The organism is Chryseobacterium sp. PvR013, assembly GCF_017833095.1.
In the GTDB taxonomy this organism is placed as follows: Bacteria; Bacteroidota; Bacteroidia; order Flavobacteriales; family Weeksellaceae; genus Chryseobacterium; species Chryseobacterium culicis_A.
Genome location: NZ_JAFIBT010000001.1, coordinates 2,378,239 through 2,392,091 on the forward strand (window position 1 = coordinate 2,378,239; position 13,853 = coordinate 2,392,091).

The 13,853-nt window shown below is 35.1% G+C and carries 12 protein-coding genes and 1 pseudogene; 6 read left to right on the forward strand and 7 right to left on the reverse strand.

Features of this window, described 5'->3' with window-relative positions; genetic code table 11:
• Positions 1-23 precede the first annotated feature (23 nt).
• A complete protein-coding gene (locus tag JOE44_RS10680) occupies positions 24-632 on the reverse strand; it encodes an alpha-ketoglutarate-dependent dioxygenase AlkB (RefSeq protein ID WP_209785573.1) in 609 nt (202 codons plus the stop codon).
• 127 nt (positions 633-759) lie between these two features.
• Positions 760-1,536, reverse strand: a complete 777-nt coding sequence (locus JOE44_RS10685; RefSeq protein ID WP_076597460.1) for a LexA family transcriptional regulator — start codon at positions 1,534-1,536, stop codon at positions 760-762.
• 61 nt (positions 1,537-1,597) lie between these two features.
• Here JOE44_RS10685 and dinB point away from each other — a divergent pair, with 61 nt between their 5' ends.
• Both dinB and dnaE read left to right on the forward strand, forming a co-directional pair.
• On the forward strand, positions 1,598-2,740 hold the full coding sequence (gene dinB, locus JOE44_RS10690; protein WP_209785574.1) for a DNA polymerase IV: 1,143 nt from the start codon (positions 1,598-1,600) through the stop codon (positions 2,738-2,740).
• Between the two features lie 7 nt (positions 2,741-2,747).
• Positions 2,748-5,801, forward strand: a complete 3,054-nt coding sequence (gene dnaE / locus JOE44_RS10695; RefSeq protein WP_209785575.1) for a DNA polymerase III subunit alpha — start codon at positions 2,748-2,750, stop codon at positions 5,799-5,801.
• A gap of 505 nt (positions 5,802-6,306) precedes the next feature.
• On the opposite strand, the gene JOE44_RS10700 is transcribed toward dnaE, so the two are convergent.
• The 4 genes from JOE44_RS10700 to JOE44_RS10715 all read right to left on the reverse strand — a co-directional run bounded on the left by JOE44_RS10700 (position 6,307) and on the right by JOE44_RS10715 (position 8,487).
• On the reverse strand, positions 6,307-6,585 hold the full coding sequence (locus JOE44_RS10700; RefSeq protein WP_209785576.1) for an integrase core domain-containing protein: 279 nt from the start codon (positions 6,583-6,585) through the stop codon (positions 6,307-6,309).
• Complete coding sequence (locus JOE44_RS10705; protein WP_209785577.1) at positions 6,545-7,039, reverse strand: DDE-type integrase/transposase/recombinase; 495 nt, start codon at positions 7,037-7,039, stop codon at positions 6,545-6,547. The genes JOE44_RS10700 and JOE44_RS10705 overlap by 41 nt, the downstream gene beginning before the upstream one ends.
• An 83-nt stretch (positions 7,040-7,122) precedes the next feature.
• Positions 7,123-7,389: a transposase gene (locus JOE44_RS10710; RefSeq protein WP_047420085.1), complete on the reverse strand. Its 267-nt coding sequence runs from the start codon at positions 7,387-7,389 to the stop codon at positions 7,123-7,125.
• A 450-nt stretch (positions 7,390-7,839) separates the two neighbouring features.
• Positions 7,840-8,487, reverse strand: coding sequence for a hypothetical protein (locus JOE44_RS10715; RefSeq protein ID WP_209785578.1), 648 nt, complete (start codon positions 8,485-8,487; stop codon positions 7,840-7,842).
• A gap of 406 nt (positions 8,488-8,893) precedes the next feature.
• Between JOE44_RS10715 and JOE44_RS25360 the strand changes: the two genes are divergently transcribed.
• The 4 genes and pseudogenes from JOE44_RS25360 (at position 8,894) to JOE44_RS10725 (ending at position 11,543) form a co-directional block, all read left to right on the forward strand.
• Positions 8,894-9,073 (forward strand): hypothetical protein, encoded by a 180-nt coding sequence (locus JOE44_RS25360; RefSeq protein ID WP_348635053.1) that lies wholly within the window; start codon positions 8,894-8,896, stop codon positions 9,071-9,073.
• 258 nt (positions 9,074-9,331) lie between these two features.
• Positions 9,332-9,486, forward strand: a pseudogene (locus JOE44_RS25365) (DUF4099 domain-containing protein); the annotation flags it as partial.
• A gap of 120 nt (positions 9,487-9,606) precedes the next feature.
• Positions 9,607-10,083 (forward strand): DUF3945 domain-containing protein, encoded by a 477-nt coding sequence (locus JOE44_RS25370; protein ID WP_348635071.1) that lies wholly within the window; start codon positions 9,607-9,609, stop codon positions 10,081-10,083.
• 290 nt (positions 10,084-10,373) lie between these two features.
• Entirely contained in the window at positions 10,374-11,543 is a 1,170-nt protein-coding gene (locus tag JOE44_RS10725; protein ID WP_209785579.1) for an NUMOD4 domain-containing protein, read from the forward strand.
• 215 nt (positions 11,544-11,758) lie between these two features.
• On the opposite strand, the gene JOE44_RS10730 is transcribed toward JOE44_RS10725, so the two are convergent.
• Positions 11,759-13,846, reverse strand: a complete 2,088-nt coding sequence (locus JOE44_RS10730; protein WP_209785580.1) for a type IA DNA topoisomerase — start codon at positions 13,844-13,846, stop codon at positions 11,759-11,761.
• Positions 13,847-13,853: the final 7 nt, after the last annotated feature.

Below are 13,853 nucleotides of genomic sequence, written 5' to 3' on the forward strand. Positions count from 1 at the left end.
ATCGTATCAGAAAAGTTCAGAATTTAAGCAATTTGAATCAATCTAAACGTGAGATTTATTCGTTCTTTCATGGGGATAGTCGATTTGGCAATACGATGCTCCCAGTTCTCTTGTATATCTCCTTTCATAATGAGTAATGATCCGTGAGGGAGTGGCAGACTGTATTTACTCTGATGATGGTCTTTCTTTCTGAAATCAAAGTTTCTGGTTTGTCCAAGGCTGATGGATGCGATGACAGGTCGTTTTCCATATCGGCTTTCCTTATCCCGATGCCAGGCAACGGAGTCATTATGATCACGGTATAGATTTAACAGAACCCCATTGAATTGGCAGCCAAATTCCTTTTCAATTCTTTGTTTTAATGAAAACAATTCAGGAGTCCATGGATTGGTTGGCTTTTTATCTGCTTCAGAATCATTATATTTTGAATCCCCATACCAAGCGGTCAATCTTGGAGTAAGTACCATCTTATCGTACATTTTTTGAATACGCTGTTCCCAGGGAGCAGTTTCCAACAATTTGTTTTTAAGCAGATCGGCTTCTTCCCTATTCAGGAAATTCTCTCTGTATTCCAAAAGATCTTTTGGAAACTCATAGAATTCTTCGGCTTCAAATAAACTTAGTTGAGCCATTTTAATTTGTATTTAAAACATTTAACTTTGCCTCATTCCGTTTCTACGGAATAATTTTTTTTCATCAATTGTGTTTTTACTTCCCTTCGGGGAAGTTTTTTAATTATGCCGCGTACTCAAAATAAATTCAATTCTTATCTCCCATTTTTTCTTTGATCTGTTTGATATCAGTTTTAATTTCTGTTATAAAATTTTGAATATGGTGTTCTGCAAATTCATCAGGCTCATATTCTTTGGTAGTAATGCTACAGGCAAATTCCCAGATCTCTTTAATTTCAGGCAATGGAATTTTATAAGGTTCATAAAATTGATTGTCAGCCTTTACCCAGATGCCATCTGCTTCATGAAACTGAAATCTTTTGTAACTGATACCATCATTGGTGGTAATGAAAACATACGTTCTGTCCGTTTTCAGATCCGAAAGATTTTCTACATATTTTCCGACGATATAGGTTCCGTTCTTATAGGGGGGCATTGAATCTCCGTCAGCTGGAAATGCCCTGAACTTGCCCCCTTTTAAAAAAGGTAATGATATGGTCTCCAGACTTTCTATGTATTCCGGATCTCCATAGCCATTCAAGTAGCCCATAGAAGCTTTTTGGGGGATAATCTCAATCTGATTGTTTCCATCCTGATCAACCTTTATAGGCAGAACAATCCTATTTTCAGGAAGCTCCATGAGTTCATCGATAGAAAATTTTCTGACATCTACAGTTAATAGTAGGTCAATGCTGATGTTATAGAATTTTGAAATTCTAAGCAATATTTCAATAGGAGGTTCTGTTCTGCCATATTCATAGGCGACATATCTGGATCGGGTAAGAAATAATAGATCTGCCAGTTCTTGCTGAGTCATATTTTTCTTTCCTCTCAAAAACACGATGTTATCAGAGAATTTCGACATTGTTACAATTTTAGACAACAAAAATACAAAATTTGTTTCAAAACGTGACTAATTTTACCACATGGAAAGAGCAATTGTACATATGGATCTGGATACGTTCTTTGTTTCCTGTGAAAGGCTGAAAAACTCTGAATTGGAGAATAAGCCTGTGATCATCGGAGGTGGAGACCGTGGTGTAGTGGCTTCCTGCTCTTACGAAACCCGTTTTTTCGGAGTAAGGAGTGCCATGCCGATCAAAATGGCTTTGCGGCTATGTCCCGAAGCAAAAGTCATTAAGGGAGATATGGAAATGTATTCCAATATGTCCCATATGGTAACGGAGATTATTCAGGAAAAAGTACCTGTTCTTGAAAAAGCAAGTATTGATGAATTTTATCTGGATCTCTCCGGAATGGATCAGTTTTTTGGATGCTATAAATGGACCCATGAAATCGCAGAAAGCATACAGAAAAACACAGGATTACCGATAAGTTTTGCTTTATCCACCAATAAGACCGTATCCAAAATCGGAACCGGAGAATCAAAGCCAATCGGAAGATTGGAAGTGAAAAAGTCTGACATACAGCCGTTTTTAAACCCGCTTTCGGTAAAGAAGATTCCTATGGTCGGAGATGTAACCTTTCAACTGCTCTCAAGACTGGGGATCAGAACGATACAAACACTTTCTGAAATGCCTGTTGATGTGCTTGGGCAGCTGATTGGTAAAAACGGAAATGAACTCTGGAAAAAAGCACACGGAATTGATGAAACCCCTGTCGTTCCCTACTCTGAACGAAAATCCATTTCTACAGAAGATACTTTTGCTCAGGATACTATAGATATTCAGGGGATTCAAAGTATACTTTCAGGAATGGTTGAAAAACTCTGTTATCAGCTCCGGGCAGAGAAATGGCTGGTATCGGTAGTAGTGGTAAAACTCCGGTATGCCAATTTTGATACGGAAACCAAACAATGCAGGATTCCTTACACCTCAGCTGACCATACCCTGCTCAGGTATGTTTTAGAACTTTTTAAAAAAGTATATACCAGACGTATGAGAATCAGGTTAGTTGGAGTAAAGTTTACCGGACTGGTTCACGGATGCCATCAAATGGATCTCTTTGAAGATACGGAAGAGTTGATATCACTGTACCAGACAATGGATAAAATCAAGAACAGGTTTGGAACTTCAAGTGTAGGAAGAGCCTCAGGTTTATTAAAATAAGTATAAGATGTTTCTGAATTGTCATTCTTATCATAGTCTTCGGTATGGAACCATTTCTATTAAAGAACTGGTTAAGCAGGCTGTACATTTTAATATTAAAACCTTAGCTCTTACAGATATCAATACCATTACCGGGATCTATGATTTTTATAAACTTTGCCAGGAGTATAATATCAAACCGATTGTCGGAGTGGAAATACGGGTTCAGGATGAACTGTATTATATCTGCCTGTCCAGAAATCAGAGAAGTATCGGAGAGATCAACAGGCTTTTAACTGCGTTTAATTGTGAAGGCATTGAAATTCCTAAAGCAAATCCTGATTTTACAGATACTTTTGTTATTTACCCACTGGAGAATATTCCGGAACAATTAGCAGATCATGAATTTATAGGTATCAGAAAGGACCAGCTCAACCTTTTAATTCAACCTGAATTGAAACCGTTCATCCATAAAATGGTCATCCTGCATCCCATTACCTTTACAACTCCTGAAGAATATGAGCTTCATAAAATACTAAGGGCCATTGATCTCAATACCTTGATCAGTAAGCTAACAGAAGCTCATTACTGTAAAGACAATGAAATGTTTACTGATAAAAAAAAGCTTTTGGCTCAGTTTCAGCATGAGCCACAAATTATTGAAAACACAAAATATATTGTCAATACTTGTCATTTTGATTTTGACTTTTCAACCCCTAAAAACAAAAAGCATTTCACTGATAGCAGGGAAAATGATTTTGAGCTTTTAAAGAAGTTAGCGTATGAGGGCCTTTCAAAAAGATACTCCGAAGATAATCTACAGGCAAAAGCAAGAGTGGATAAAGAGTTAGGAGTCATTGACCAGCTTAATTTCTGTGCTTACTTCCTGATCACCTGGGATATTATTCAATACAGCAACCGGATGGGATTTATGCACGTAGGAAGAGGCAGCGGTGCCAATTCCATTGTCAGCTACTGTATAGGAATTACTGATATATGTCCTTTGGAACTGGATCTGTATTTTGAGAGGTTTTTAAACCTCAACCGTAAAACACCTCCGGATTTTGACATAGACTGGAGCTGGCAGGCCAGGGATATTATCCTGGAATATATTTTTGATAAATATGGTAAAGACCATGTTGCTTTCTGCGGAACCAATGTTGAATTTAAGTACCGTTCTATTTTCCGGGAAGTAGGAAAAGTTTTCGGTCTTCCGAAAGATGAATTGGATACACTTGCAACAAAACCCATCCAGGAGCATGATAATAATTCTGTATCCAGACAGGTTCATTACTACGGAAAATTGTTGGAAAAGTTTCCTAACCAGAGAAGCATGCACTCCTGTGGAATTCTGATATCAGAAGAACCCATTACCAATTATTCAGCATTGGAAATACCTCCCAAAGGTTTTCCGATTGTACAGTTCGATATGTACACTGCTGAAGAGATTGGTCTTGAAAAGTTTGATATTCTCTCACAGAGAGGATTAGGTACTATAGATGACACTGTAAAGCTGATTAAGGAAAAAAGAGGAATTGATATTGATATCCGGGATACGTCTCTATCAAAAGATGAAGCAAGATGTAATGAATTTTTAAGTTCCGGAAAAACCATCGGCTGTTTTTATATTGAATCTCCAGCCATGAGGGGGTTACTAAGAAGACTGAAATGTGACAATTACAAAGTATTGGTAGCGGCCTCTTCCATTATCCGCCCTGGAGTGGCGCAAAGCGGGATGATGCGAGAGTATATTTTCAGGCATAATAATCCCACAAAATTTGAGTACTTCCATGAGGTTTTTGAAAAAGAGCTGGGGGAAACCTACGGCATTATGGTTTACCAGGAAGATGTTATTAAAATTGCCCTGCACTTCGGAGGATTATCCGCCCCTGATGGTGACGTACTGAGAAGAGCTATGAGTGGTAAAGGCCGATCTTTATCTGCTTTACAGAAAGTAAAAGATAACTTTTTTGAATCCTGTAAAAGATTGGGACATCCTGAACAACTATCCATGGAAGTATACCGGCAGATCGAATCTTTTGCAGGATACTCATTCTGTAAAGCACATTCTGCTTCATATGCCGTGGAAAGCTATCAGAGCTTATACCTCAAGGTTTACTACCCTATCGAATTCATGGTCTCTGCTATCAATAACGGCGGAGGTTTCTACAGAACTGAAGTCTACATTCATGAAGCTCGGATGTCGGGAGCAATAATCCATAATCCTTGTGTTAATTTAAGCCTGTACCAAACAACGGTTTATGGCTCGGATGTTTATTTGGGTTTCATACATATTGAAAGACTGGAAACGAGATTAGCACAGCTCATTTCTGATGAAAGAAATCAAAATGGAGAGTATACTTCTTTAGAAAACTTTATCAAAAGAATTCCTATTGGTATTGAAACATTACAAATTTTAATCTTTATCGGAGCATTCCGCTTTACCAGAAAACAAAAACATGAACTACTGATTGAATCAAGATTTCTTTTGGGAAATAATAAAATTGCATTGAGACATCCAACATTACTGAATGAGCCTCAGAAAGATTATCAGCTTCCCGCTATAGAAAGAAACCCATTTGAAGATGCTTTTGATGAAATAGAAATAGTAGGCTTTCCTGTTTCATTCAGTCCTTTTGATTTATTACAGACCAGATACAGAGGCTCTGTTTTGGTAAAAGACTTATTGAAGTTTCATAAACATCAGGTTAAAATGCTGGCGTATCTTATTTCAAGAAAGCATGTACCCACTAAAAAAGGAACAATGTACTTCGGAACCTGGATTGATGCTGAAGGAGAATATTTTGATACCGCTCATTTTCCAAACTGTCTTGAAGAATATCCTTTTCAGGGAGGCGGCTGTTATCTTTTATTAGGAACAGTAGAAGTAGATTTCCATTTTCCTACTGTTACCATTCATAAAATGGCAAAAATGCCTTTCATTCTGGATCCAAGATATTCTATGGATAAAGAAAAATCATTGGAAGCTCAGGGTAATCTGCAAGAAGATATCAGTATGACTTGGCGAAAACCTTATCCCCAGGAAAATGAAATAGGATTGCCTCGCAATAAGATGATATAAAAAATTCTATTATTATAAGTATATTTTTCGATTACACTTATTAAGTGAACTTGTAACTATTTTTAACACAAAATTTATATACTTTTTTATTTTAGTTAAATTCCCTAAAGCTGAATGCTTTCTCTGGGTATTGTAAAATGTTTCTATATAAATTGGCAATGTCGAAGCTTCGATTTCTAAACTGTAATTTTTTCTGATTTTTTTATGCTCTTAAAGATAAAGTTTATAAGAATTGTATCCTAAAAAATGGAGCAACTCCATCCAACAGTTGATATAAAAATAACATTATCATTTTCACCCTCAACTTGAGTTTTCATACAGTCTTGCGATATAATAATTTTATTGAGTAAACTTGTTTTAGTCTTCTATTCCTGTTATCCTCAGTTCCTTTAAATCGATCTCTAATTCAGCTTTGCGAATATTAAACATATTCTATATCATTGGTAGCCTTCCCAGTTTTTGAAGACTTACCTTTTCTCAGACAATTGATAAATATAAAATATTTCTAGTTACCCAAATATTCTTTAGCATATAACCATGGGCTAAGTCCATTTAAAGATTTATGCGGATGATTGCCATTATAATCGATCTGCCACTCATAAGCAATTGCATTTACTTCCATCAAAGATCCAAACGAATAAGCATCTAAAACATCTTCTCTGAAGGTACGATTTAAACGCTCAATGTACGCGTTTTGAGCTGGTTTTCCAGGTTGTATATACTGCAGTTCAATATTATTAACTTCAAAAATCCACAAAAACTTTGGAGAGGAATTCTGGACCATTATCCGTTCTTATGCGCTTGGGCTTAGGTCTGTATGTGATTAATTCCTTTAACCTTTGTACTAACCTGCCCCCTGGAATTGAATAGAAAGCTTCGTTGATCAATGATTCTCTATTGTAATCATCAATAATATTTAACACCCTAAACCTCATGCCATTAGACAAAGCATCACTCATAAAATCAATTGACCATGTCTCATTCACTCTACCTGGAACACTCAGCTTCTCTTTAATTCGGTTTGGAATACGGCGTTTACGTTTAACCCTTAGTTTTAAATTAATATTTCGGTAAACCCGAAGCACTCTTTTTCTGTTCCAAAGCAGACCTTCCAAACGTATCTTACCATAATACGTTTCAAAACCTCTGGTGGGGTATCTTTCTGCCAAATCCAGCAATTTTGAAATAATTGCCTGGTCGTCTTTTTTATAACCATAATAATACATACTACGGCTCATACACACGATTTTACAGGCTCTATGAACACTGATTCCTGTCTCTCTGATTACCCCTTCAGCCAGCTCCTTTCGTTCACAGAGGGTTAAAGCTTTTTTTCTATAATATCTTTTAAGATACGATGGTCCAAGCTCAGATCAGCAAACATCCGCTTAAGTCGGGCATTTTCTTCCTGTAATGCTTTAAGCTCCTTAAGATGCTGTGCATCCATCCCCCCATATTTCTGCTTCCATTGGTAGAAAGTAGCTGCAGAAATTCCGTGCTCACGACAAATATCTTTTGTCGCTTTTCCAGATTCATATTCTTTCAGAATATTGATAATCTGATGTTCTGAAAATTTACTCTTTTTCATAAGGTTTAACAAACTAAATTTAATAATTTTAATTTGTCTGAAAAACTGGGAAGGCTACCTAATGCTGAATATATTTTCATTCTTTAATTAGGGACAACTCAAATTGCTGGTCTTGTTTACGATCATTTTTTGAGACTTTAATATGAAAAAGAGCCTCTAAATTATCAGAGGCTCTTATTTATTCTTGTTATAATAAATTTATTTTTAGCAAATTTATTCCTATATCATAGAAAGTTAAAAATTCCGAATATTATATCGGAGTAGTAATTTTAATTTAATTTTTTACTAGTCAGAATATTAATGATTACATAAACTAATGATAGTGATCCAATAAGTAACAATATATCGCCAAATATTTTAATATGATTGATTTTTAATATTGAACCAGCAGTTATTGTAAAAATTATTAAAATTAATAATAGAATTTTTTTATTTTTCATAATAAATTAATTAAGTAGTTGCAGTACAATATGCTATTGCAGTTAACGCTGGTAATGGACTAGTATACCATGCTGTACAGCCGATAGGCCCATCACAAATATCATCATATGCTTGATCAAAACAAACTCTAAATTTGCTTTTTCTTGCTGACATGTTTGAATTCTTTTGGTCTTTTTCAATTATATCTACCTTTACCAATTTTCCACTTTCAAATAACTTTGTCACGATTTCTTCATCAGAGGTAATAATAATCTTTCCGTTACCATTTTCATCAACATAATTTTCAAAAATTATTTGAAGATCATTAAAGTTTGAAAGTAGAAATTTTTGCTGATTATCTTTAAAAGGAATGGCATATGTTTCTTTATTATTAATTAAAAATTTATATCCATTATATTCAATAGCGTTTATTAGAGATTCATCTAATGACTTTATATTTTGTTCATCAATTGCAACATCACTATTAATTGCTATTTTGTACTTGTTTTCAAGTAATTTTACAATATCACTTTCACTCCTCTGGCTCAGATTTTTATTTTTGATGGTTAATTCTTTTTGATTATTTGCATTATTACCATTATCAAAAGAATCATCACTGTTACATGAGTTTAAGAAAGAAATAAAAGCGACTGCACTTAAAAAAAATACTTTTTTCATTGTTTAAATAAGTTTTTGGTTATTAGATTTCAAATATAATACATTAATTCTATATATCAAGAATTTAATTTAATAGTTTTTTATCACGTTCATAAATAGAACTTTAATAGATTAAAAATATATTTAAAATTTTATTATGAAATATAAACTCTGGATTTCATAAAAAATTGCAAATATTTTATTCTCACAATTTGTTCTATATAAAGTTTTTTCTTGTATTAGTTCTCATTTAGATTAGATAAACTAAAATTAATTATTATTGCAATAATGATAACAAATGGCTAAGAAAAATCAAACTTCATCTAGTATTCCAGACAATCCAAGCCAAATAATCAGCTTTACTGCCATTTTCATCTGATCTTATCCTATTACCCCTAACTTCAATGTTAATTCAATATTTAACATCATGGAAGATAGCACAAACACTCAAAATCCTGCTCCCTCTTCACTCAATACCTTATTGGTTTTCAATCCCAAAACCCAAAAGATTGAAGCAGTGAAGACGATTGATGGAAAAGGAGATCTGAAAACAGTATCCAATACTCAAAAAAATCAAAATCAGTTTTTAAAAATTGATAAAAACTGAGATATGCTCACCAACTTTTTCTCCAATTTTCTTAGCCAGCTCAAAAACCCAACTTTATTCAACTTCTTTATCTCTCCTCTTAAAGAAACTGAAAAGATTGGAAAACAGATTCAGCACCACCTAGAACATCCAAGTACGGAGGGCCAAGAATTTCTAAACACCTATAATATAGTAACCCAAAATACCAACAGTATGAGTACAAATCCATTATCAGAAAAAGAGTATCAATATTCTGCAGATCAGATTGACTGGGAAATGATGTCAAAATTTGGACTAACACAGGAAAAATTAGAAAAAGCAAATACTTTGGAACCCATGTTAAGAGGATTTAAAACAACGGTTTAGTCCCAATTAGTCTGAATCTCGGATCAGCGCTTATCCGAATAGATGCCCGTCTTTCACTGAGCAACAATGATGCAGGAGATGTAAGGATCAATCTCCATGGCATCAGAAAAGAACCCAATTTCAATTTTAAGTTTCTGGGCCACGAATTTACCCCTGAAGACAGACAGAATTTAATAGAAAACGGAAATATGGGACGTGTGGTGGATCTTATCAACCCAAAAACTGATGAAATCATTCCCTCCCTTATCAGCAGAGACCGGCTGACCAATGAATTGGTTGCCTACAAAGTTGAAAACATCAAAATTCCCAATGAAATTAAAGGAATACGGCTCAATGAACATCAGAAACAAACCCTACTGGAAGGAGGACCATTATATCTTGAAGGAATGATCTCCTCAAAAGGAGGATTTTTTAGTGCATATGTACAATTTAATGCTGATAAAAAATATGTGGAATTTATGTTTGATCATACAGAACGCCAACAACAATCACAATCTAAAGCTGAACAAGCCATCTATCTGGATGTTAATTCACAAGGTAAAACCACTGAAGCAGTTAAGAACATGAATAAACCATTATCTACTGGTCACCAATCAACTAAAAACAAAACTCAGCAGATAAAACAAAATAAACCTCAGCCTAAAACAAGAAGACAAAGTATTTAATATAAATCCCAATAATTATCGATATCAAAATGGTATTATTAGAACAATCCAATGTTGCCAGAGATAGCATTAATTTTTGAAGCAAATGAATAGGGCAATGAATATACAACAGGTAATGGCTATGTCGTTACCTGTTCTTTTGGTTATTTAGCAATATTGAATATGGCTGAAGATTACAACATTATAGTTTTTAGTAACAATCTATTTCTTATTATCACGTCTGCTTTTTTTTACCTTAAGTTTTATATTTTTGTAATGATTACCATAAATATACTTTTAATTATTTTAGTATGACATTACCCCCTGAGTTTGAAGATAAATATGTTAAAGAAGTTCTTTACAATACTTCTTTAAAAAATCTTCCGGATGAAGAATGGAAGCCGATTGAGAATTATGAAAACTATTCCATTTCTAATTATGGTCGGGTAAAGAGTCGTGCCCGCTGGACACCTCTTCCTAATGGTAAAGAATGGAAAATGCAGGAAATAATTATGAAGCTTATTTTTGTTAAATCTTCCAATAAGTATCTCCGGGATGATAGCTATAATGTCCACTGTACATTATCATTAGACGGTAAAAAGCACAGAAAATCTGTCATACGTCTTGTATATTATCACTTTAATGAAAAATTTAATTATAAGGACCGTTCTATTCTCATTACCACTAAAGATGAGAACAAATTCCATATACATTCTCGGAATTTAAAAAAAAGTTCCTCTCATGAGATACGAGTAAGGGTTTTTGAAAAAAACAGGTCAAAAAACCGTAAAATTATCTATACACAACCCGTCAGCCAATACAGTATTGATGGAATACTACTGGAAGATTTTGATAGTATGTTTGCTGTTAAAAAGAAACTGGGTATTGCTCCGGAGAGCATTATGGGTGTTATCAATAAAAAGTTTTTAACCGCGGGTGGGTTCCGATGGTTTTTAAAATATTATGTTCCAACAATAGACGATTTTGTAATAAATACTAATAAAGAGAGTTCAGACAAGCTGCTTAATAATTCTTTATGGGAAAAGTTAGGTAGGCCCGATGTTAATCAAGATACTCCACCAGCCTGCATGAATTTATCACTAAAGGATCTTCCTGAAGAATTGTGGAAAATTATTCCCGGCTTTGATAAACGATTTGCTATATCCAACAAAGGACGAGTCAAAAGGGTGGCAGGATGGACTTCTATAAGAAGAACAATTTTCCTAAAAGAACAGATCCTTTCTCAACTTGTTTCATTCAATACCAAGACAACCTATTCGCTTTATTGTTTAGTTCATCATAAGGAAAGAAAAACACGTATCACTATTACTAAATGGGTATATTATTGTTTTATAGAAGAATTTGATATCCATAGTAAGACACAATTTGTTGTTAATCAAAGTCAGCCATTATGGAATATAGATTTATCAAAACTTTCATTACAGTCAATTTATTCCGTACTTAAGGCAAAAAAGAGTTAGAATATACAGAACTAGATGGCTACCCTTATGAATTGAGATTCTTATCGATGGGTAGACAAAAAATGCTTAATCATTTCCAGATTATTATATTTTTTGAACATTCACATCTTCCCTTTTAAGCAAAACATTTATAATGGAAAGTCCATTTCCAGATATCATCGGAAATGGACACCTAGCTCTCGTGAGTTAATACCCTATACTGTAATTATATTTAACTAGAAGTTCTTTCTAAATCCAAATGTAGTACTGAAATCTTCTTTTAAAACTATATAAGCATCAAACTTTTTACCGTTTTTGCTTTTCATGTTCTTGATTAATGATGTTTTGTTTTGAGTTAATAGTAAAGTAAGATCTTTAATACTGAGTTGTATTCCGCATATGGTTCTAAAGAGAATCCAACTGCATTGTTCATCAGGACATTTTACGATTTTCTCTTTAATGATAAGATGATGCTGTTGGCATTTGGGGCATTTTAATTGTGGGATGTTTTCTTGGGGAATATGGAGTGATAAAAGTTCGCTGGTGATTTCTGCTGTGTAGGCTTGGGTGTCGTTCATGAATTGGTCTTTATTGAGTTCACCTTTTTCAATTCTATCCAGTGCTATTTCCCATTCTGCGGTCATTTGGACATTGGCTATTTTTTTGTCTTTGACCAGGTTGTAAACCTGTAAGCCTTTATCGGTGGGATGTAGGCTTTTACTTTTTCTGGTGATATAGTTCCTGCTGAGCAGGGTTTCAATAATAGAAGCTCTGGTGGCTGGGGTTCCGATGCCGATATTGGATAGCGCTTTCTGTTCTTCTTTGTTTTCAATAGATCTGCCTGCATTTTCCATCGCTGATAAGAGGTCAGCCTCTGTGTAAAGTTTGGGAGGCTGGGTTGTTTTTTCAAGTAATTCGGTTTTTGAAATCTTCAGTTCATCACCTGTTTTGAATTCCGGAAGTTCTGTAAGGACTTCATCTTTATTATTAGAATTTTCATTGTCAGAAAGAATCCCTTTGATGGCTCGCCAGCCCTGATTGAGTATTTTTGAGCATTTGACCTGGAATTCGTAATGATGGACTTTTATCTGGATCTGGGTGACTTGCTTTGTACAGGTATGGGATATGGATTCCAATAAGCGGTAAGCAATCATATCATAAATGGCTTTTTCAGTAGCAATAAGTGCGGAAGGTGTTTTGCTTGTTATGAGTAATCCGTGATGGTCGGTAACTTTTACATCATTCACAATCCGCTTGTTGAAGTTTCCGAATTTTAAATGGGTTATGGCTGTTTTGAAGGGTTCGGTCTGATTCAGTATTCTGACCAGCTCAGGAATATCAGGCCATACATCTTCAGGAATATATTTACTGCCGGTTCTGGGGTAAGTGATGAACTGTTTCTCATAGAGGCTTTGGGCTGTTTGTAAAACCTCATCAGCAGAAAGCCCCAGTTTTCTGTTGGCTTCTTTCTGTAATTCTGTGAGGTCGAAAAGTAATGGAGATTGCTCCTGTACTGTTTTAACAGATACATCTTCTACAATAGCTCTTCCCTCTCGCTCTATAATCTTTTGGATTTGTTCTGCCTGCTTTTTTTCTTCCCATTGTAATAGCGAAAGACTGGTGAAGTCTGTATATTCTTTTCTGTGGCTCAGCTGAATCTGAAAGTATTTTTGCTTGGTGAAGTTTTGATGCTGAAGAAACCGTTGACAGATTAAAGCCAGGGTTGGCGTCTGCACTCTGCCTAATGAATAAACATCTTGGTTCCCTGCGATGGTTAATGCCTGAGTAGCATTGATTCCTACCAGCCAGTCCGCTTCACTTCTGGCTTTAGCAGCTTGATACAAACCGTCAAAGGTATCGCCTGGCTGAAGGTTTTTAAAACCGTCCTGTATTGCTTTTTCCGTAAGGGAGCTGATCCAGAGTCTTTCAAAAGGTTTGTTGCATTGTAGGTAGTGGTAGATATAACGGAAGATCAGCTCTCCTTCCCTTCCTGCATCTGTTGCGACAATGATACTGCTGCATTGACTGATGACTTGTTGTATGGTGTTGAGTTGTTTTAAAGCTGAAGGATCAGGCTCATAGCCTTTTGTTTTCTTTAGTTTTTTGGGAGTTAGAATAAAGGGCTTGGGAAAGATAGGCAAAGAGGCTTTGTTAAAGCCTCTTATACCATAATCCTCCGGCATTCCTAATGCGATCAGATGTCCTAATGCCCAGGTGACACAATAGCCGTTACCGGATAAATAACCATCTTTCTTTTCATGGGCTCCTAACAATTGTGCGATTTCTCTTGCGACACTCGGTTTTTCTGTGATGATTGCTTTCATATCAAGG